24 protein-coding genes are annotated in these 21,704 nt (G+C 35.2%); 21 read left to right on the top strand and 3 right to left on the bottom strand.

All coding sequences use genetic code 11. The features are described from left to right. The first annotated feature begins 3 nt into the window (after positions 1-3). The 20 genes from ASE92_RS11295 (at position 4) to ASE92_RS11200 (ending at position 18,194) form a co-directional block, all read left to right on the top strand. Positions 4-1,140 (top strand): hypothetical protein, encoded by a 1,137-nt coding sequence (locus ASE92_RS11295; RefSeq protein WP_056850208.1) that lies wholly within the window; start codon positions 4-6, stop codon positions 1,138-1,140. Between the two features lie 328 nt (positions 1,141-1,468). Next, positions 1,469-2,491, top strand: coding sequence for a hypothetical protein (locus tag ASE92_RS11290; protein ID WP_056850207.1), 1,023 nt, complete (start codon positions 1,469-1,471; stop codon positions 2,489-2,491). Positions 2,492-2,867: 376 nt separating this feature from the next. Continuing rightward, on the top strand, positions 2,868-3,743 hold the full coding sequence (locus ASE92_RS11285) for a hypothetical protein (protein ID WP_056850206.1): 876 nt from the start codon (positions 2,868-2,870) through the stop codon (positions 3,741-3,743). Positions 3,744-3,856: 113 nt separating this feature from the next. Next, on the top strand, positions 3,857-4,186 hold the full coding sequence (locus ASE92_RS11280) for a hypothetical protein (protein WP_056850205.1): 330 nt from the start codon (positions 3,857-3,859) through the stop codon (positions 4,184-4,186). 70 nt (positions 4,187-4,256) lie between these two features. Continuing rightward, complete coding sequence (locus ASE92_RS11275; protein ID WP_056850204.1) at positions 4,257-4,847, top strand: hypothetical protein; 591 nt, start codon at positions 4,257-4,259, stop codon at positions 4,845-4,847. Between the two features lie 5 nt (positions 4,848-4,852). Then, entirely contained in the window at positions 4,853-5,461 is a 609-nt protein-coding gene (locus tag ASE92_RS11270) for a hypothetical protein (RefSeq protein ID WP_056850203.1), read from the top strand. Beyond that, complete coding sequence (locus ASE92_RS11265; RefSeq protein ID WP_056850202.1) at positions 5,448-5,729, top strand: hypothetical protein; 282 nt, start codon at positions 5,448-5,450, stop codon at positions 5,727-5,729. Before ASE92_RS11270 ends, ASE92_RS11265 begins: the two co-directional genes overlap by 14 nt. A gap of 142 nt (positions 5,730-5,871) precedes the next feature. Then, positions 5,872-7,629, top strand: a complete 1,758-nt coding sequence (locus ASE92_RS11260) for a hypothetical protein (RefSeq protein ID WP_157255720.1) — start codon at positions 5,872-5,874, stop codon at positions 7,627-7,629. A 22-nt stretch (positions 7,630-7,651) separates the two neighbouring features. Then, positions 7,652-8,116, top strand: a complete 465-nt coding sequence (locus ASE92_RS11255) for a hypothetical protein (protein WP_056850200.1) — start codon at positions 7,652-7,654, stop codon at positions 8,114-8,116. 8 nt (positions 8,117-8,124) lie between these two features. Further along, positions 8,125-9,267 carry a VanW family protein gene (locus ASE92_RS11250; RefSeq protein WP_235527348.1) on the top strand — a complete coding sequence of 381 codons (1,143 nt, stop codon included), beginning with the start codon at positions 8,125-8,127 and terminating at the stop codon, positions 9,265-9,267. Between the two features lie 63 nt (positions 9,268-9,330). Then, the gene (locus ASE92_RS11245) at positions 9,331-10,179 is read left to right on the top strand and encodes a hypothetical protein (protein ID WP_056850199.1); all 849 of its coding nucleotides are present in this window, start codon (positions 9,331-9,333) and stop codon (positions 10,177-10,179) included. A 219-nt stretch (positions 10,180-10,398) separates the two neighbouring features. Then, positions 10,399-11,382 carry a hypothetical protein gene (locus tag ASE92_RS11240; protein WP_056850198.1) on the top strand — a complete coding sequence of 328 codons (984 nt, stop codon included), beginning with the start codon at positions 10,399-10,401 and terminating at the stop codon, positions 11,380-11,382. Between the two features lie 10 nt (positions 11,383-11,392). Continuing rightward, complete coding sequence (locus ASE92_RS11235) at positions 11,393-13,048, top strand: hypothetical protein (RefSeq protein ID WP_157255719.1); 1,656 nt, start codon at positions 11,393-11,395, stop codon at positions 13,046-13,048. A 312-nt stretch (positions 13,049-13,360) separates the two neighbouring features. After that, positions 13,361-13,843 carry a hypothetical protein gene (locus ASE92_RS11225; RefSeq protein ID WP_056850195.1) on the top strand — a complete coding sequence of 161 codons (483 nt, stop codon included), beginning with the start codon at positions 13,361-13,363 and terminating at the stop codon, positions 13,841-13,843. Next, positions 13,840-14,373, top strand: coding sequence for a hypothetical protein (locus ASE92_RS11220; protein ID WP_056850194.1), 534 nt, complete (start codon positions 13,840-13,842; stop codon positions 14,371-14,373). Before ASE92_RS11225 ends, ASE92_RS11220 begins: the two co-directional genes overlap by 4 nt. Before the next feature lie 32 nt (positions 14,374-14,405). Next, a complete protein-coding gene (locus ASE92_RS21170; RefSeq protein ID WP_157255718.1) occupies positions 14,406-14,693 on the top strand; it encodes a hypothetical protein in 288 nt (95 codons plus the stop codon). A gap of 10 nt (positions 14,694-14,703) precedes the next feature. Then, positions 14,704-15,456 carry a hypothetical protein gene (locus ASE92_RS11215; protein ID WP_056850193.1) on the top strand — a complete coding sequence of 251 codons (753 nt, stop codon included), beginning with the start codon at positions 14,704-14,706 and terminating at the stop codon, positions 15,454-15,456. Between the two features lie 160 nt (positions 15,457-15,616). Next, complete coding sequence (locus ASE92_RS11210) at positions 15,617-16,330, top strand: hypothetical protein (RefSeq protein WP_056850192.1); 714 nt, start codon at positions 15,617-15,619, stop codon at positions 16,328-16,330. After that, positions 16,324-17,445 carry a PQQ-binding-like beta-propeller repeat protein gene (locus ASE92_RS11205; protein WP_056850191.1) on the top strand — a complete coding sequence of 374 codons (1,122 nt, stop codon included), beginning with the start codon at positions 16,324-16,326 and terminating at the stop codon, positions 17,443-17,445. The genes ASE92_RS11210 and ASE92_RS11205 overlap by 7 nt, the downstream gene beginning before the upstream one ends. 38 nt (positions 17,446-17,483) lie before the next feature. Continuing rightward, a complete protein-coding gene (locus ASE92_RS11200) occupies positions 17,484-18,194 on the top strand; it encodes a hypothetical protein (protein ID WP_056850190.1) in 711 nt (236 codons plus the stop codon). A gap of 106 nt (positions 18,195-18,300) precedes the next feature. Here ASE92_RS11200 and ASE92_RS11195 read toward each other — a convergent pair whose 3' ends face one another. Further along, positions 18,301-18,531 carry a hypothetical protein gene (locus ASE92_RS11195; protein WP_056850189.1) on the bottom strand — a complete coding sequence of 77 codons (231 nt, stop codon included), beginning with the start codon at positions 18,529-18,531 and terminating at the stop codon, positions 18,301-18,303. A gap of 197 nt (positions 18,532-18,728) precedes the next feature. Between ASE92_RS11195 and ASE92_RS11190 the strand changes: the two genes are divergently transcribed. Then, positions 18,729-18,914: a hypothetical protein gene (locus ASE92_RS11190; protein ID WP_056850188.1), complete on the top strand. Its 186-nt coding sequence runs from the start codon at positions 18,729-18,731 to the stop codon at positions 18,912-18,914. Positions 18,915-19,372: 458 nt separating this feature from the next. Here the strand turns inward: ASE92_RS11190 and ASE92_RS11185 are convergent, their stop codons facing one another. After that, positions 19,373-20,605, bottom strand: a complete 1,233-nt coding sequence (locus tag ASE92_RS11185) for a PQQ-dependent sugar dehydrogenase (protein WP_056850187.1) — start codon at positions 20,603-20,605, stop codon at positions 19,373-19,375. A 159-nt stretch (positions 20,606-20,764) separates the two neighbouring features. Beyond that, positions 20,765-21,517: an SDR family NAD(P)-dependent oxidoreductase gene (locus ASE92_RS11180; protein WP_056850186.1), complete on the bottom strand. Its 753-nt coding sequence runs from the start codon at positions 21,515-21,517 to the stop codon at positions 20,765-20,767. Positions 21,518-21,704 lie beyond the last annotated feature (187 nt).

The raw sequence follows: 21,704 nt of genomic DNA, 5'->3' as shown, positions 1-21,704 counted from the left end.
ACAATGAAAAATTATCTATTGATTTTAATCTTTTTAACTGCAACACCAGCATTCGCACAAATCGAAAATAATATGAAAAAAAATACTTCCGGCATGTACGGACAAGGGAGTCAAGGGGGCATTTACGTTTACGATGATGGTACTTTTGCGCTATTCGGTTATGCCACGCTCGTAATGGGAAAATATACGCTAACTGATAACCACATCAACTTCATTCCCGATATTCCAAAACAAGCATTCACCGTTTTGGGTAGAAAAAATCCAAATATCAAAAAGGGTGTAAAGTTTACTTTTACCCGAGCGTTTTTAGATGATGGCCCAACTTACCTCAAACTCGATAATGATAGTTTGATGAATACTTTTGAGGAAAATTATGATGGTGGAGCCTCAGATTATGTAAGCAACTTACCTTACCATCCGAAGACGATAAGCTTAGCACAAAACACGGTAAACCACTTATACAGATACAACACCAATAGCTTCAAGCTGGATAGCGCCCACAACGATTTTCTGCTTTTTTACCACCGAACGATTAGCGAGCAAAGGCCTTTTTCGGCAACCATTAAAACCGAAAAGGGTAAAACTGTACTTGAATCTCATTGGGGTGAATTTAGAAAATATGAATCGGGTAAGGATACAGAGTTCGAAACGTTTTTAAATAATTATAAAAAGCAAGCCCTTAAAGATAAGGATGTTAAAGTGTTTTACTTTAACGATCAGCTAAAAACAGCTAAAGGTTTCAATCACCTCTCAGAAGAATTTTCCATCTTCGATATTAATAATTATGTTTTAGATGAGGCTTCGAATAAATTTATCCGTAAGGATATTTATAAAAAAGGAACGGATTACAGCAATGCTTTGGTTAGCGATTATCATGACGAAAGTTACATCTTGAAATATGACAATATCGATGTAGATGAACAAACATTAACCGATTTTGGTAAAGTAAAAGTAGGTACGCAAGCACTTTTTAAAGTTGCTGATCAGAACAAACAAACAGATGAAAATGGATTGGATGAAAACGTTTCAGCGCCTAAACTGATGCAAACTACAGAAGTTCAAGGACAGCAACCCACAATAGTAGCACCTGCAAAAGTTGAAAAGCCAAAGTTGAAAAAGAAAAAGCAATCGAATAAATAGATAAGAAGCCATGAAACTTGAGAATGATACTATTTCAACCTCATCCAAATCATAAAACAGAATGGCGAATTGGCATTTTGACTTGTTATGAATAGCTTGGTGATTTATGGCTGATCAATTTCGTTATGGAAAGGTTAATAATTAAGTTGGGAAATAAATGAATCTGGGCTAAATAGCTTTACATTCATTAAGCTTATAAAACAATGGAGTTAAGAAGAGAAATTGAACCTGATTACGAAATAAAAGCTAACAAAAATTGTAAAGTGAAAGAAATTTTTTGCGATTTAAGACGAAGCCGATGAAAGCTTGCAATTACACCTAAAATAACATGCAAATTAAAGAAATAGGATTAAAAATTGGCTGTCTGTTTATCTTAGGCATTGGTTTGGTGTTATTTTTAGGTTTAACTTTTAGTCGCATTCTCATTCCGTTATTGCCCCCACTTATAAGTATTTTTATATGGTACGTTACCAAAACGCAACGCAAATTAGTACGAACGGAAACAACACCTATTTATCAGATTGCCGAAGGTTGGGTTAAAATACAAGGCAACGTGAGCGCAACCAAAACTTTCGTAACCCCATATTTTAAACAAGAATGTATCGCTTACACTTATGAAGAAGGAAATATAAGTTACGACAGTGAAAGTGGCTCGGAGCATGTTACCAAAACTTCGTCAAGAAAAGAATTTCAGGATTTCCATTTAAGCAACGGGACTGGTAAAATCAAAATCATAATAAAAGACTTAAATTTAACGCTTTTAGAAGCCAAATCGGATACAAAACATAGCATCAAGTATGCTGTTGATGATATTCGCTATACGGAGAGAACCTTAAAAAACGGCGATTTGATAAGTGTTTTGGGCTACGCAGTAAAAAATGGTAACTACGCTTACGAACTTACAGCGCAAGCCAATCAACCCTTAGTTATTGCCACTCCAGATTTCGAAGATAAAACCATTAAATCCTTCCGAGTTTTTAAATATTTGATGCCTTATTTGGTTCTGATGTATCTGTCTGTAAATTATTTTTTGTTTTTAGCACCCGCGAGGCCACATGAAGAACAAAATACAGCATTTGCACTTTTGAGCTTTTTTGGTATCCCTATTTTAGGCGTTTTGTTTGGCGTTATTGGCGCCAAACTTTCAGGTTTTGGCAAAGATTTTTTCTCTTGCCTTGGTGGCATTTGCTTCTTTGTTGCATTATTAAGCTTCCCCTTGCTTTGCCTTTTATACATGGTCGAAACTAACCAATCTACCATTATTCGAGTTTGGGCAAGTATTTTTATCTGTACTAGCTTGGCGATGGTACTAAATTACAGAAAGTTAGAAGGTGCTTTCGATAAAGATTAATCAATCTAGTTGCCTTTCATTTTTTGTTAGTTTGACTTAGCTTTTGTATTCGAAATCATTTCAATCTGCGTTACCTGCGTAATTTATCATCATAGAATCTACAATTACGAGTCCCTCATCTAGCCCGGCTAGACAAGCATCTCAAGAAAACCTTTCTCAAAAGCTGCCGAAACCAATTATATTGTTCCTTCCAAAATCGCAAAAAGTGGTTCTTCATCTACGAATTATAATTCATCCCCAGCGAATTATAATTGGTTCACTTTAATGTTATTCGCTAGCGCTATAATTGCAGATCAAACAATTAAACAGAAAATTTCATCTAAGAAAAAATTCAAGGGTTTTTCGGATTGCTTATTATCAATCAAAATATAACTAAATGAAAATATACATCAGCATTTTACTGCTATTGGCAATGGTGGGCAAAGTTAGCGCACAAGATACCGTAAAACTTGCCGAAAAGGATTTCTATAAAATGTCTACCACTGCTTTTAGTAACGCAATTGTGTATAGTCAAAACAATGTACAACTTAAAAAAGCAGGTAACTACAAAGCAAGCACTATGGATGGCGATTTTAGCTTCACGTTGAATAAAAACTTTTATGTTGATGGGCCTTCTTCGAGAGTTTATAAAAATGGAAACTCTTATAAAGAAACTTATAAAAATGGCATCTTAACTTCGTCTATCGGGATTAATTCTTATCGTACAGAAAGCAAAAAGGTTGATGTAAAAAAGGAGAAAAACGATTACCTGATTACCATAACCCAAACTTTTAGAAGAGAGAAACGAAACGACAGTACCATTATGGTTTACCTAAATGAAGAACCTTTGCTTAAAGAAAAATTTAGTGATGGAACATTGATTTTAAGGAATGATCGTAAAAAGGAAACGGTAAACATTTATGATAAATATGGCAATCTGGAAGAAAAGCATTTCGGCGATGTTGAAGAAAAATACCTAAGCAATGGCGAGGTTTATTTCAAGAAAATACTTCTTAAAAATAGAACAGAAGAATATCGGTCTGGTAAATTGAGCCGAACTTTTGATTTTGTTGATAAGCCAAATAGTAATGATTTAGATAAAATAATTGTGACCGACTACGACAAAGCTGGGAACAAAATTAAAGTTGAAGAAAGAATGCCTTGGGATGAAGTGGCGCCTGAATATATGATTTTTAAATTAAACAAAAATGAACTAGAAGGCTATAAGGCGATTGTTGATGTGGGAACTGTAAAGACTAAAGCTCAAAGATAAAATTCAAAACCCATCAAGTTTTTGATTCAAAGAAGTACCGTATTGATTATTGAAATGAGATAGCCTCAATTCGGAAATTGACAATAGAATATCATGATGTTTATTGATAAACGATGAAGCAAGCAAATAAATGGAAATGGTTTTGGCGTATTAACTATGCCATCAGTTTTTATATATTTTTAAGTTTGGTTTGCACTGGTTTGCAGTTGGGAGGTTTAGATACTAACTGGTTAAATGCCGTTTACAAAATTTTAAATCCAATTTGGATGCACTATTTTGGGCTTTACATTTTAACTTTCCAGCTGATTTTATCAGTCTTGCTTACCATTATTTTTAAAAGAGAACGAACCGATTTCTTCAACTATTTGTACATAAGTTTATTAGTCTTTACCGGGATATCACTCATTGGATTGAACATGATCCTTGGCGGTGTAGTAGGTTGACAAATGTTCAGTTTAGCAAATTTTTAGTAAAAGGCTCAAAAAAAATAGTTTTAAAGATTAAAATCGAAAAATGAATAGACTAATTGTAAGGTGTTTTTTATTTCTTGCATCATCAGCTTCGTATGCACAAGAAAAATTAGTCAAGGATTTAGATTTTGATGGCATTAAGGATACCGTTTATTTTGATACGGAGAAAAAGGTAATTATAGCGAAGCTTTCGTCCACAAAATTTAAAGTTATATCAAGCAAGCCGATAAATATTGAATATTCATCAGATTATGGCATTCGCAACAATCGAAATGGCTTCGAGTTTTTTATCAATTATAGTCGCTACGGTAGTGTAAGTCAGTTTAAATTCGAAAAGAAGACCAACATAATTAGGCTTATCGGTATGCGCCATCGCGAAAGCGGTTTAACAGAATACGATGCCAACGGAGAGGCGAGTGTAAATTTGCTTCTTGGAAATTACATTGGTAACTGGGCATATAATGATGTAAAAAAAGAAAACTATCTGATCGAGATTCCAACATTTAAGACAAAAATGCCTTTTAAGAAAATATATTTAACCGATTTCAGCGAGCGTATTTATGATAGCTTTTTGAGCAAATCTTCGGCCCTCTTTGTTAAGCATAAGGAAATTGCGATCAGTAAACAAAATTAGTTTTTATGAAAAAATACCTCATCATATTCGCGATTCTAGTTTCTTATAATTCAGCTTTTTCACAGCAGAAATTGGTTAAACACATCGATTTTGATGGCATTAAGGATACGGTTTATGTGGATGTGAAAACTTCAAAAATCGTTTGTCGATTATCCACTTTGAAATTCAAGAAAATTACAAGTAAAGGCAGCGAGACATCTACAGAAAATTCTATTATTGAACCTACAAAAAATGGCTTTGAGTACCGGGTCGATTGGATTCGTGCCGGTTATGCCAATCAATTTAGATACAATAAAAGCCTAAAAAGGGTACAGTTGATTGGCATGAGCCGATATGCTTTGGGTAATGCTGCTAATGATGGGAGCGGCGAAAGCAGTGTAAACCTGCTTACTGGAGATTACATTGGTGAGTGGAACTATTTTGACCCCTTAGCTAATAAGAAACGTGGTGCATTAATTAAACTACCAGCCATTAAAACGAAAATGAGTGACAATAAAATTTTTCTGGAAGACTTCAGTGATGCCATATATTATAGTTATGCAGATAAGTGTAGCGAATTATTTGGATTTGCTAGGGCAAAAAGAAAAAAGTTTAGAAATAATGGAAAATCCTAAACTTTACCTCATACTATCGATAGCCGCGGTAATTTTATCATGGCTTTCTTACTTTACTGAGCTTTCAGCTTTCAGTTTAACCTTATCCATTCTTGTTTTGGTGCTAACTAACAAAGAGTTAAAAAATGCAGGTGGAGCAGTTTACGCCGCAAGAATTTCAAAATCTAAAAACGGCCAAACGGTTATCTATTATTGGAATAGTGATTTCGTCGCTAATCATTATCTATCTACTAATCATATTAATTGTAATTACAATGGGCTTTTTTAGTTGGTGAAAATGCGTGTTTTTTAATTTGATCAGGTGGTTTTAAACGAATTATAATTTATCTCCAGCGAATATCAATCGGAACGATTTATATGTTACTTTTTACTCATATTTAGGGATGAAGGTTCTAATTTTTACCGTATTCATGATTTTAAGTAAATTGGTTTTCGCTCAAAATACCATCACAGTTAGTGGTGTTTTTAAAGAAAATTATCGGGCAGTTAGGCTTAGCAATGAAGTAAATAGGTTACTCTTTATCAAAACCAAAGGCCATTTAAAACTTCCAGAATATGGTAACGGTTATTTTCTTAATCTCACCAAAGAAGATGCGGCTAGAGTCGGTTTCGATGATATTTTGGTCATTCCTTTAAGATCAGAAATTTATCAAAGCGATAAAAATTTGGTGAAGCTAGATTTGGTGCAGTTAAGTGAAAATGAACCCTCGGTTTTTTATACCAAACAAAGTAAGGCTGATAGCGAGGCAACCTACGGGACTAAAATATTTGAAAATCCTTCGTTAAAAGATACTGTAGATTGGAATGAGATTACCCAAGCTGATTTGCTATATACCAAACAATGGATTGATAATCTAGATAATGAGAAGCAGGTAATGCTAAAAAGTTATATCCTTTACGATACCGATAAGGGCAGCGGTTCATCGGTACAATTCGCGAAAATAATGATGAAAGAATTAGCGAAAGAACGCTTACATCGTGTTAATAATTTATTTACCGGAGATAGACGAGAGTGGACTAAAAAGCAATGGCAAGTCTGGTTTCAGAAAACCATTAATTATCAAGAACCAACACTTAAAGACTGCAACCCAAACCAACACAGTATCAGCCAAATTTATAAATATAATGATGGTAATACCATGATATTTGGTACAGATCATAGTAGTGGTAAAATTATTGGGGCACAAATGTTATCCTATAATGTAGATCGATATCAAGGTAGACAAATGGTTGTGATTGATAGTTCAAAGGATGCTAAATATGATTATTACACAGGGCTACAGAAGCAGGTTTATAACATCAGAGCATTTGAAAGCGTAGATAAAAACTTATACTTTTTTGACTATTATGGGAATTGGAGCTTTTTTGAGTTCTATACTGTTGAAAATCATTATGTTTTTAAAGCGAAAAAAGAAATCTCCATTCCAGAAAGTGCAGGCAGAAGAGCCGATAGTTATGTCGAACAGCTACAAACTAGTGAGAAGTTAACTTATGCCATCACAAAAAATGACAAAACAAAGGAATTTTATGCCCTTGTTTTAAAAACACAAACCGGAGAAAACCTAATAACGAGGTCTTTGAAAGATATATTAGGCAATACTGCCATTAACTATAGGAAAAATTTTGAGCTGGTTGATCTGAAATATGGGTTAAAAAGCAGTAATGACTTTGTTTTCGGTATTAAGCAGGGCGATGAATATTATCTGGTAAAAACCGATGAAAAACTGGAAAATGTAAAATGCATTAAAACGACGAAAGCCTTGCGCCATTCTACTTTATTTGTTCATGATAAAACCATTGATTTATTGAAATCAGATCACAATAATTTGTTGAAGATATCCTTTGATAAAGGTTTAACAAATCAATTAAGCGAGCAACATAAATCGATAGAAAATTGGTATTATGATGAAGATGGTTTAGTGGTTTATGATGGTTCGAACTATAAATTGTTTGCGCCATTGAAGCTCGAACAACATTCTGGTATCGAACTGCTAACCTTAAGCAGTGATTTGGAGATTACAAATAAGCAGTGTGTTTATCAATTTCTTCCGCTAGAAGTACCTGAATATACCAACATGATGCACTTACAATATGCAGCAAAGGTGAATAATAATTGGTGGTTACTGTTTCGGCAGGAGAGTAGTTTGAAGTATGTAAAGATTAATTGAGATTGTTTTAAAGCTAATAAAAATGAAATTAAGGGTGATAAATTGGAAATTATATCTATTGATTGTTCCGGCAGTCGTAATTATTTCGTGTAATGAAAGAAAGAAATCAGAGCAAAAAACTGTTGTAGATACTTTAGAAAATAGGCCGAGAGTAAAGGAGAAGGGAGCTGCAAATTCGAAGAAAGATTTTAGCCGCATCAAAAAACAATCTTTTGCGATTAGTTGTGGCTCTGGTTGTGCAATGACTTATAATGTAAAAGATGTTTATCAACTTAATGCAACATCAATTAAGGTGGTATTTGAAGTTGATACCTACATCGATGAGGAGCAGACAGAAAATTTCGTAGAAACCTACATTTTCGACTATAACAATGAACATAACATAGAAAAAATTACCCGTGAGGGTGAAAATGAAAATGTTTTGGATAACTTAATTGGTGGTGCACAACAAACTTTCAAAGAGTTTGCGGCAGAACTAATTAAATAAAACTGGTAATGAAAGCGTTTAAAATTCTGCTCATATCTTATGCAGCCTTCCTGTTTCTTTTGCTGGGATTGTTTTGTTGGCTAATTGCACCAGAATATTTCGCATGCGAGAAAACAATGTTTGAAGGTGAGCAAGGGTTAACCATTTTTGGAGATAAGGTTGACTGCTCTGGTGAAAATCAAGCTTTTGGTGAAGCTATCTTTCAGGCATCGTTGCTCGTTTTGGTTATTGGGTTTTTATTTCTAATTGTTGGTTGGTACTTCTATTCAAAGGGGAAAAAGAAAATGCTGATTAGCAAGTCTTCTCCTACAAAACAAAGAAAATTACTAAGTCAAAGGCACCCATATTTGTATTTTTTGGCAACTTGGACAAGGCGATTAAAACGCCGTTTGGAATGGACTTTCGATGACAAAAAATATGCGAAAACGAAAACGGAAGATAAATTGCAATTCAGGATCAAAAAGCATCAATCGGTATTGCTAAAAAAGCTTGGTGAAAATAATGAGCAGTTGCAACTGAACAAAATTACCAACCTCAAAATTGCTGCTGCGCAAATCAACGGAATTGTCATTAAGCCTGGCGAAACATTCTCTTTTTGCAAGCTGGTGGGGCTACCTACAAAACGTAAGGGGTATTTGCCAGGAATGGAACTTTCATTCGGAGAAGCAAAAGCAGGTATTGGCGGTGGAATTTGCCAGATTTCCAACCTTATCCACTGGTTGGTTATCCATAGTCCGCTTACGGTTACAGAGCGACGCCATCATTCTTTCGACCCATTTCCAGATGATGGGAGAGTTTTACCTTTTGGCAGCGGAGCCACAGTTTTTTACAATTATCTAGATTACCAGTTTATCAACAACACAGAACAGATTTTTCAAATTAATTTATGGTTTAGCGATAAGTGTCTGGAGGGCGAATTACGCATCAATTCCGAATTAAACTATGCTTATCATGTCATGGAAAAAGAACATCGATTTTTGAAAATCGACGGTCAATTCTATCGGAAAAATGAAATTTGGAGAGATAAACTGATGAAGTTTGAGGGCGGTAAAATTGTTGAAACAGAATTGATAATGAAAAATTTTGCCCGTGTTACTTATGAACCAGAAAGCTATGAGGAGCATGAGAATGATGAGAAAATTCCGCATTGAACTGGCGCTAAAAAAAGAAAGGGCTTGTGAAAAAATATCTAATTACCTCAAAAATAGAAACAAATGGCAACAGACGGAGTAAGAATTATTAATAGTGATTTGGCTGAAGACCTATATGCTCACTTTATGAATAGTTTTCAAAAAGGCAGGAATGTTAACCAATTGAACAATCAATTTTTGTATAGCAAAGCTAAGTTTTCTGAGAACACGAAAGAGTATGAGATTTGTGTTACCGTTTATGGATTAGCTTTTTGGGAAATTGGCGCTTTAACAGAAATTACTCTTCAAGAAGTGGAAACGGTCATCAACCAAAAAAATACGGTTAATTATTGGGAAAAAGAAGTTGGAAAAGAAACTGCGGAAGCAAGACAAAAAGAACTAGATGAGCTTCTTGAAAAAATAAGTAAGCCCAATCTTAATCCAATTAAAAGGATAAAAAAGCAGCCGAAACCCAATCTGTTCAATATTGGTGACGTACTATCATTTCAACATCTTGATAGAAATTATGGAACAGCTTTTATAGTAGATATTTCTAAAATGTCTGGCTTCAGTCTTTACTCCATTTGCCGAACCTGTGATACCACAGTACATAAGCCAACCATGCAAGATTTTTTGCAGAGTACATTTTATGTATCAGGAACACCAACAGTAGATGATTTAGGTGCATTGACTACCAAACTATCCGTTTGGATAAATCAAGCTGAAAGAAAAGAGTTGGAAAAATTTTCCGGATGTTTCAGTAAGATTGGAAAAATTGATTTTCCGTTACCATGTGGGCAACCAATCATTACCAATGATTATCGAAAATTTTGTGATAATTCGATTTACGAATCACAAATTGCCTACTCAAATAGCTTAGGCAAAGCTGTAAATCAGTTTAAAATAGCTGAATATGCACAGGTTCTTGAGTAACAAACACCTTATTCAGATTTTTTCTTCCAGATTGCGGAACATACTCTAAAAACTTAACTTCAACTTATCAAAGTTTGCGCATACATCGCTTCGGTGCCAATAGCTGGCGACGTTAATTCAATCTATTTCTCAACGAATTATAATCCAAACCCAGCGAATTATAATTGGCGAAGATTTTTTTTCGACTAAATGGTATGTTTATATAAAACATCGCATTTTATGAAGACAAAAATATTTCTGTGGGCAGTTTTATTGTTTTCGGGTTTGATCAGCAAACTTAATGCACAAGATTTTTATCCAACAAATCTGACGGCTATCATTTATACCGATGAAAAAAATGTAATTAAGATCAATGATAACTACGTTAACCACAAAGGCTTTTTATGGTTAAATGATAGTACATATGCAAAAAAAGATTTGTCTGGAGTGATACAAGTGACAGCGAAAAACAGCGATAAATCTTTAGAAGTTCAGGTGAATTATTACCTCACAAACAACAATTTGGACCGCTTTGTAAAACGTGCCGCAAACAGTGCCCTAGATAAGACTGGTGTAGATAAATTCGAAAAAACCTATAAAGGGATTTATTATAAAATTGAGATTAAAAGAGCAGTCTCCTTCCAAAATAAAACATACAATTTAATCAGTTTTACACAGCGTAATGAGTCAGATTCTGCAAATCTAGATAAAAATCAAGAGCCTAGAAAAAGGTTTGAATATGTTGAGAGTTACCCATTCCAGAACACCGTATGGTATTTAGATACCAAAAAAACTGAGGTTAAGAATAAAAATGAAGATATAATTAAGTACGTAATCTCACTCACAGAAAATAAAACTACAGATGTTAAACTCGAGTTTCTGGATGATTTTAATATGAAATTAACCTACGGGCCTCCTCAAAAAAGACAGTATCTTTTAGGTACTTACCATTTTTATAGAAACTCGATTGGTCATGGTCTTTATGAAAACAAAGTGCAGTTTGAAATGGCACCTGCAGTTCAAAAAACAACCAAACCTGGTTATAAAGTGCCTGAGTTGGTAGGCATGGTTGAAACTGCTCCAAAAAATACAACAAATTATTTTAGATATTGGCTTAGTTCCTTTGATTATGAAGTTAAGTGGGGAAAAGGGAACAGCTTTAACCTGACTAGACAAGTGGATAATAATCCGCCAGTATATGCTGTTCCAGCTCCTAAAAACTAACAAACTAGTGATGAACTTACTCTTAAAATATTTCAGCGGATTAATGTTGCTACTCTCGCTTTCAAAAATGGCTTTGGCTAGCGAATGTTATAACAATGGTACCAGCCCCACCTTTAAAATTTTGAAAAAAAGTGATGGTATTTACTATCAGTTTACGGAAAAAGATCAAAATGGATTCAGCTATGTAAAACAGCAAAATGTGCTGCTGAAAGGGATTGATGCCTTAACATACAAGGCTACGGGCGAAGATGAACAAACGCTAATGTTTGGCGATAAAAATGGTTTTTATATTCTTCCGAAGAGAGAACAATACGATAAAAACACATCGGTTTATTTTAAAATTCTTGGTGCAAACCCCAATCACAAACATATAAATGGCAGGCTGTTTTTATTAAATGGAAAATGGACTTACCTGGATGCATGGGAAAAGAGCATCACTAAAATTGTGTTAAACGAGTTACCGCAAAACATCACTAACATTAAAAGTTATGCCTATGGTTTTTATGTTAAAAGCGATAAAAATGTTTTTGTAGTAAGTGTCGATCAAGCCTCGTCTCCAAAATACAAGGTGGCTATCGTTCCTGATTTAAACCCTGCAACAGCAGTTTATTATGCTTTTAACCCATTAAATAACGAAGATTTTCTTGCTGATGCGAGCCATCTTTATTCGATTAGGAGAGAGGGATCTGCAGATAACCTAACGCCTCAAATGCTGGCCTTGGGACTGAAAACCGATATGAATATACTTGCAATTATCGATGCTAATTTGCCAGCATGGTATTTAAATGGTCAACTGCTAAAAAAACGAGAGGGTACATCCACCACAGGTAGAGATCCAGTAGCAAATGAGGAAATCGATATTGATTACAGTTTTTCTTCAGGCAAAATTTTGCAGCCACTTTATGGTAACAGTAATTACTCGCTCTTTCGTGGTAAAATTTATCCTATTTGGGATGATCATTTTAGTCAGCCTTATGATGTGAAAACTAATGCAAAGAGCTTAAACCTAATTGAAGGGAAACTATTTAGAGGGGATGACTTTTATTATATCGAAGGGGATGACGATTTCAAAATCATCAGTACCAATATCTCAGCCGATGCAAAATTTTTTCCAAGCATTGGAAGCTATCTTAATTATTTGCCAAAAGCTTTAGTTGATGATAAATACATTTATTTTATTGGCGATAGGTTTAATATCCACATGGAAAATAAAAAGGCGCTAACCAGTAAAATTGTAAAGCAGTTGGGAATGTTTTATTTGTTTAACCACTCGCTATATGATGGAGAAAAATTGTATCCAATTACCGCTGATGAGGAAACCTTAACTTATTTAGGTTCATTTGTCGAAGTGATAAATGAGTGCGCTGACAGTATGCCCAATTCACCATCGGTTAAGGTTAACTACCATAATTTTTTTAAAGATGCCAATCATGTTTATTATTTCGACAATGAGAAAAATCACTTGCAAATTATACAGACTGCCGATGTAGAAAATACAAAAATAGATGACTACGAAACCCTCCAGTCACTTTATAAAATTAAGGATGTGAAAGGTTCGGTTAAAAAAAAAGTTAGCGAACCTTTGAACTATTATTTGATTGCTACCTGCGTGATGTTAGTGTTAGGAATTGGAGTTTATATCTTTAAAAGAAGAGATATTCATTAGAATGGATAGAAACAGCATATTTCACCTGCTAAAACGCATTCTTATTCCGATCATAACTTTCGGGATTTTGCTTGTTTTTATTTTGATTTTAAATCCAAATCTGTTCGATGTAAGCCCCAGACATAAACATGAACTTGTGCCTTCCAATACAAGTCTAATACTCAATTTATTGGCATTTTTTTATGTTCTATATTTGGCAGTAGAGATGGTTTTGCTTTTCGTGAAAAACAAGAAAACATTGGCAGTTTGCAATTTCTTCATCTTGGTGTTATTCGCAATTTCATCATTAATGTTCCTTAATTTTTAACCAGAATGGAAAACAGAAAATGGTTTTTAATTGCTTCTGGGATAACCTTGTTAGTAAGCCTTTGCGTTATTTTTCCAATAGAAAAAAAGAGTGAGTTTATTTCAGATCTGGTTTACACCTTTATAACATTAGGTATTGCAATGCTTCTAGGCATGTACGGCTTAATGGGAAAAAAAATCCTCGGCGGATTATTAATTCTTCTAATGAGCGTAATCATCAGTTTTATTAGTTGGTATATAGTTTTTTACAATGATTTTTGGGGGATAATACCTGCTATTTATGGAGGCATTCCATCAGGCATAGTTGCTGGGTTACTTTTTCTAATTACAGATGCTAATTTTTTAGCTGATGATAATAAATATAAACGCTTTATTAAACGACTTTCAACCTATTCGGTTCTTCTAATTATCATTTCCGTACTATTTGCAAAAGGTGGCGACTGGATTTTCGAGATTTCAGAATATTTTAAAAACAAAGCAGGGCGATGAAAAAACTAATTTACATAGCTTTCTTTTTAATTATTTGTGCAGCAAAAGTTTTTGCTCAAAAAACAGATAGCACAAAAATAAAATTGGTGGCTAATTGTTACAAATTAAATAAAGTACAAAAGGAAGTCGCTCAATTTTATTTAATGTCGTTAAGATTTTCGTTAACAGGGTTATATAGAAATTATACGGCAAGGCCACAACTGGTTGGCATTGGCAAAGATGGCGAATTGTACAGTTTTGAGCGATACAAAACCCTTTATGAGGATGCGAAAGAGTATCAAGAAGATTTCAGTATCAACCTGTTTTATATGGAAAATGTACGCACTAATGAAAAGGGCGAAATTTTACTTGCTTACACTTTGTTAGAACCCCATTGGGATGATGCCCCAGAAGTTAAAAGTTATATCGGTAGAATTGATTTTGGTATTGAAAACAATGATTTTGAAGATTTAAGACAAATACATCGCCCGCAAAAAGTGAAAAGGCTGGGTAAAACATTTATCTTCTTCTATTTTAATAATTATGATTAGGAAAGACCAACGTAGAGAAAAATTTAAATGATATGAGGAGTTCTAAAGTCTTACCTGTATCAATCGCAATATTACAGCTGCTGAGTTTGGCACATTTATATTATAGTTATAAGTACTGCAGCAGTCAATTCCCGGTAGCATTTATCGAGCTCAATATTTTGGCGTTGGTTAATCTACCTATATTAATTATGGCTTTGATTTATGCCAATAAGTCGAAGCAGAAATCGACAATATGGTTAATATCAGCAACGCTGGCTTTTATTGTGGTTTTGCTGCTTACTATTTGTTATATTGTATTGCTGGCAGATAAATACGATTAATCAGGATCCAATGCATAAAAAGATCATTGCAATATTAGCGGTTTCCCTGCTCTGTTTTATTTTAGCCGTTGTTCTGATGTTTTCTACCAGCTGTAGATATTACCAAACTTTCAGTCCGGATAGGCAGTATTCTGTTTATGCCTCCAAATACTTTTACGAACGTTTTTTATTTAAAATGCCTGGCGGCTCTGGCGATGCTTCGGGGAAAGTTTACCTATACGATGAGATAAAACAACAGGTGATTAGCAGTGCATCTGTAGCTATTATGTGGACCATAACCGATATCCAGTGGGAGGACAATAAAGCCTATTTTATAGGCGAAGATGCTCCAACCATATCAAATCCCTGGCTTTTGCCACGCCCTATAAAAATGCCTTACACCAAAACTGATGAGTCAGACACGATAAAAACAATAAAGGAATATAGTTCATTTGATAAATTACAGTCTATCACCATCCTTAAACCCATCAATTCTTGCTGGAAACCATTAAGTTATCAAGCATTCGATGATAGGGGTAATAAGCTCTCCAGCTGGGCAAAGCGTTATTTTCAATCATCAAATAGCACTTGCGATTTTACGCCATATTTTATGCATGCTTTAGAATCTGACAAAGGGGCATTGGTTAAAGAGTATTCGTACAATGCGGCATGCGATGATTGCGAAACCTCTCCCTGTGGCACAGAAAGTACTTGGGATCATGATGGAAAAGTGATTGCTAAAAAGGTTTACAAAGGTTGTGAGATATTGAAAAGCAAACCTTAATTAATCCTTTTCATTTAATGTATTCACGCATTATTTTCTTTCCGAATAACAGTCAAAAGCCAGCGAATTATCATTTAACTTAAGCGAATTCACATCAGCTAAAATACTTTAATGCTGAAACTTTATTTTTAGAATTAAATTGAAATTAGCGAATAAAAGAATGCAATCAGCTCATGTTAAAAAATCGAGAATAAAAAAAACACTAAAAATTGTTGGCCTATCTTTCATAGGTCTAGTTATTATCATTATTGGTATAGAATTTATGTACAAAGACAGTGTAGAAAGTCCGATGTATAAGGTACAGCAATATTTAACCTACAGTAAAGAAGATTGGGCTAATTACGAAAATATGAAGCGTATGCAGGCCGAAGCAAACACAAGGCCGGATATGGTAGATGTGTTGATAGAGGCACCTCAAAGTCCTGAAGATACAACGATTTGGACGAATGCCATCAAAAATAAGGATTTTATTCCTGAGGGTGTATTGGAGGATATCAATAGGTACAAAAAGCGAGATTTCTCTAAGCTCAAAATTGCCGAAGATAAACCAAGCGATGATGACGCACAACAGGCAATTGTTAGAAATTATCAGAATGAAGTGACAAGCTTACTCTCAAAATATAAAGCCCATATAAAAATTGGGGCTTGTTATGCTGCTCCTTTACAAAAACTGGATGGAGATACAGAAATAGCCAGGGTTACCGCAATGGTTTCGGCATTTAATAAAGAGCAGGGAAACCTGGGCAATATTCAGGCACCTTTAAATGTGATTTATGATTTTGTAAAGTATCAGTCAGACCCTACAACCTGGCACCTGGCCGATTTTAGCCAGAGCATTCCATATGATTATGTATTAAATAAAGATAAATGGTAAGATTTTCAATCCTTTCTTTGCTGATTTTGTCATCGCTTTCTTGCACTAAAAAAGAGCAGGATCAAGCCAAGAAAACCCTGTATTTAACCACCAGCGCAAATGATGTATATGCATTTAACCTGGCAGACAAGAAGTTGTTGTGGCATGCTGAAGCGTTTAATAAGGCAGAAAATGATGAGGTTAACTTTTTTACCGTTGACGAAAAACATTTGACCAAAGCTTATATCGACGGCTCAATTATACAATACGATAAAAAAACGGGCAAGAAAGTGTGGGAAATAAAAGATACTGATGGGCCAGACGCAAAGCTCTATAATTTTGATTTCAATGAGGTAGCATTTCGATTGTTTTACCAATACCCTTTAGTGGTTAACGGCAATATTATTTTTGCCAACAGCCACGGTGAAATAAAGTCGATCAGTATGGCGACTAAAAAAGTGAATTGGGTATATCACAATCCCAACATCATTTATTCGAGCCCTAAAGTGGTAAAAAACTTAGTATTAGTCAGCTTAAACGGGAGTATGATTGCCATTGATATCAAAACTGGCAAAAAGGTTTCATCCGTTAATTATGACGAAAACGAACCTGTTACCAATGAAATGGTGATCGATGGTGGCAATATTTTTACGCTTAGTCAGAACAATTTGTTATCATACTTCACACCTGAGTATAATTCTATTTGGGATTATAAAGCGGATAACACTTCGCAAAGTTCTACCCACAACATTTTAATTACCGATGATGCAGTGTATTTTGGAGGCTCCACTTTATTTGCCGTAGATAAAGAAAAAGGGGAGTTGCTTTGGAAAACAGAATTGTATAAAGATGACAATGCATTGCTTAGTGTATCCAAATGTGATGACGGCGTTATGGTGAGCACCCGAAAAGAGTTATTAAAGTTAGATGACGATGGTAAAATTATAGCTCGTAAAAAACTGGCTAGCGAAGCTTATGGCATCCTTTATCTAGCCAATAACAACTATTATTATGTTTGCCAAAACGGTGTAATATATAGCATTGATGCGGGCTTGCAGCATGAAGCGGTTTTTTACAAAGGCATTAATATAGATCCCGAACACAGGGTGGATAATACCTATATGTTTGCAGAATAGGATGCTGGAATTCTAACAGCCTAATTCAATTATAACAGATGAAAAACTATATTTTGATAATTGCCTTACATCTACCTACCTTTTGCAATGCCCAGGAAGGGCCTAAACTTACTCCAGCCGAAAAAAAGGAACTTCAGGACTTTTTTGGTGTAAAAGAAAATGTGAAGGAGGTAAATACTAGCATAGATGCCTTAACAACGCTGGGTAAAAGACAATTTACTACAACTACAACGTTTTACAAAAACGGAGCGCCAAAGGAAACCAACATGTTCGAAAATGGTAAATTGAAAAGCACTGAACCTTGGCGGGCGAGCAAAAAAAACGACGACAAAGGGTGGGAATTCATTGAGAAATTTGATGATAAAAAACGCGTAATAAAAACGATTAAATACAATTCTGGAAAGATTGTTTCTGAAATTGACTTTAAGTATGATGCCTCAGGAAATAACGTTGAAGAATTTGATAAAGTCAGTAATGTCAAAAAGAAACTTAGGTATAATAGTTTCCATAAGATAGCCGAGGAAGTAGAATATCAGCAGAACGGTGAGTGGTACTCGAGAAAAAAATACAACTACGACGCGAAAAAAGACAATGTCGAAACCTTTGTTTACTACTATCCTGAAGAAAAGGTGCCGAACGGCAGACTAGTTTATCAATATGACAAAAATGGCGACATGATTAAATGTGTTACCTACGATAAAAACAATGAAGTTATTGAAACTAAAATTCGAAAAATATCATATTATTAAGAGAATATTAGGGCAGGTTTGGGATGAGTTAAGTTTCAAATTAGTCTCTTTAAACCTGTATTATAAAATATCCCCAAAAACATATTTGAATTTGGGGATATAAAATCTATGCAGCATGTACTACTTCGAAGCCACCGTACATGGCCATCTCTGCAGAATGCTTAACGGTTAATCTTAGTTTCATTTTTTCTATCAATTCTTTAGCTGCGGTGATACTTCTGTGCACATCGTTATTGCCTCTTATTTCTATCCCTCTGCTCAATAACTTAAACTTACTTGGTTGAAATTTTTCAATAAATTGTTGAAGATCGTTTGGTGGAGTAGTTGTCTTTTGCATATTATTCGTTTTTAGATAACAGTTAAAGGACTTACCTTAACATTTGTTTGATTGATTTTTTCAACATCATCGGGTTTTTAACATTTAGATAAGAATGTGCTTGATTGCCTGTGATTTACTTCATTTGTATTTTTTCTATTTTATTTTTTGAAAACCTTATTCTTCCGAACACTGTTTTTTATTAAAAATCTATTGTTATGAATACAGATCCAAAAGACAAAAGTCAGCGTGGTGATCAGGATGATCAGCATAAAGAAACAGGCTATAAGCAAGAGACGAATGAAGACAACGATGTTCAGGAGGGGCTAACAGGCGAGACAGATGAGGATGAAGATGTAGCTGGAGATTTAGCTGGTAATGCAGCAGGAAATCCTGAAGACTAAATTTAATCTTCCATTATTTACAACGTTAGTAATATGAGAATAAAGTTAGCTATGGCTGTCAGTGCCTTGGCTGGCTTTATTAATTAGGCTCCAGGCAAATAGAGTCCAAATACAAATTACTGTACTAATTCCCAATTCAAAATCTGAAATCTTTTGTGAAACGAATACTGCAGCAGCAGATATCAGAGATGAAAATAAGAAAAATAGGAAATTTTTCATAATGATCTGATTTAGTTGCCGTTAATTATGGTGAATATAGCAAATTGACTTTTCTTTACAAAATATTTGATAATATATTTTATTAAGAACTAATTATTTAGCTATATTTTAGGCTAATTTCGAGAATTTTCACTGTTGTATTTTAATTTTATCTAATATCTACAGCTTTAGTGCAAAAAAAAGGTGCACCAGAATACTTTCTGTTGCACCGACTAAATAAGTTTTGGAATTTTTTGTTATTAAGATTTATCTATGCGATACAATCTTCCACCGTCAGTTATTGCATATAAGCTATTATCGCTACCTTGCGTAATATCCCTAAACCTTTGATTCTCGCTCGCCAGCAATCGCTCTTCGCCAATTACCCTATTATTTTCGATGACCAGACGGACGATATGCGTACCGCTTAAGGCAGCAATAAACAAACTATTTTGCCATTCAGCAATTCTATTGCCAGTGTAAAAAACCATACCGCTTGGAGAAATAACTGGATCCCAATAATAGATGGGTTGTTCCAGGCCGTTTTGCTGTTGTATGGCACCGCCAATAGCGGCTCCACTATATTCTATTCCATAAGTAATTGTTGGCCAGCCGTAATTTCGTCCGGCTTGCAACCTATTGATTTCATCACCACCACGCGGGCCATGTTCACTTTGCCAAATTTCTCCGGTAGTCGGATGAAGGGCCAACCCTTGAGGATTTCTATGTCCAATGCTGTACAGCTCTGGCAATGCTGCACTGTTCGAGAACGTTGGATTTCCAGATGCAGGTTGTCCACTGGTATTAATACGGATAATTTTACCAAGTCCTGCAGTTACAGACTGTGCAAGTGGTCTTGTTGCCAGGTCTGACCGTTCACCTGTACTTACAATCAAATTCCCTGTTCTATCGAAAAGGACTCTGCCTCCATAATGAAGAGTTCCGTTATAGGCTGGCCCAGCTCGATAAATTACTGTTGCGTTTTCGATTGACTGTTCATTCTGTGCAAGTCTTCCTTTTGCAACTGATGTTTGTGTGCCACCGGTAACATTTTCTGAAAATACCCAGTATACCATTCTGTTGCTGGCAAATTGAGGATCGATACATACCCCAAGCAATCCACCTTGCCCAGCTGGATTAACTGCTGGTATAACAGTGATGGGTCCGCTGAGCGTACCAGTTGTGGTTGCAATGCGCATCGTTCCGGCTTTTTGAGTGATTAATAATCTTCCGTCAGGAAGTGCTGCTATTCCCCAAGGGGCATTTAGTCCTGTGCTGATGGACGTGCCTTGAAATGCAACTGTTGTCCGCACAGCTTTTACTCTGGTTTGGCCTGCAAAAGCAGGAGAGTAGCTGGTGTTTGGAGCAGCAGTTTCAACACCCGGCCCATCGATAATATTAGGATCAACTGCTTCGAAATCTTCATTCTTCGTGCAACTAGATAAGATCAATAGGCAAAATCCTATAAAAATGGAGTTAATTGTGAATCTCATAAGTTTGTATTTAGTTTCCTGTTATGATTAACAGAGCAATAACTAATTGGTTTGCAAATATTTAAAAACTCCATTAACTGGTATATGTAGAAAGCTATTTTCACAAAAAAAAGATCAGGCTTGGGGAGTCCTGATCTTTTGCTGTAGGTTGATATCAATTTATACCGCGGTGTATCCACCATCAGTAATAATGTATGCACCTGTTGTAAACGATGATTTATCAGAACTTAAAAACACAACTAAATCGGCAACTTCCTGAACGGTTCCCAATCTATTGATGGCACTTTTTGCAGCTATCGCTTTTAAGCCTTCTTCATTCAAATTTGCAGTAAGTAAAGGGGTTTCTATATAGCCCGGGCCTACAGCGTTACACCGAATGTTTTTCTGGGCATATTCTATTGCAATATTTTTAGTTAAACCTACCACAGCATGTTTGGAAGCTGTGTAAGCTGGACTATTTGGTGCAGCTACTTGTCCGTGAATGGAAGCGATATTAACAATGGAACCACCTCCATTCTTTTCCATTTGAGCCAGTTGATATTTACAGGCATAAAATACACCATTCAAATTAAGATCAATTACCTGATCCCATTCCTCTGGCTCGTATTCAGCTGTTGGTTTAGCTGGTCCGCCCATGCCTGCGTTGTTACACGCAATATCCAGGCGACCGAACCTTTGAACGACCTCATCTATCAGCTTTTTGCTTTCTTCAGCTTTGGAAGAGTCTGCTTTTACTGCAATTGCTTCGCCGCCAGTATCTGTAATTAATTTGACGGTTTCAACTGCATGTTCCTCGTTGATATCAGCCACTACCACTTTCGCACCCTCTTGTGCATATGAAATGGCTATTGCTCTGCCAATTCCTGAGCCGGCGCCTGATACCAAAGCCACCTTGTTTTTTAGACTTGCCATCTTATTTTTATTATTATACAAAAATAACGGTTGTCTAAACTTTATGTTTGTCAGCAGAAAGTGTTTTATAAAATCTAATGGATAAATGATCGAATTATTTAAGATTCTAGATCCCTCAGCTTGAAATTATAGAAGTATTTTTCAATTAATAAAACATTAAATGAACGATGTTGTTGTAAATCCATCT

It is taken from the genome of Pedobacter sp. Leaf41, assembly GCF_001422545.1.
In the GTDB taxonomy this organism is placed as follows: Bacteria; Bacteroidota; Bacteroidia; order Sphingobacteriales; family Sphingobacteriaceae; genus Pedobacter.
The sequence above is the reverse complement of the archived record's forward strand: the minus strand, read 5'-3'. Positions and strand labels throughout refer to the sequence as shown.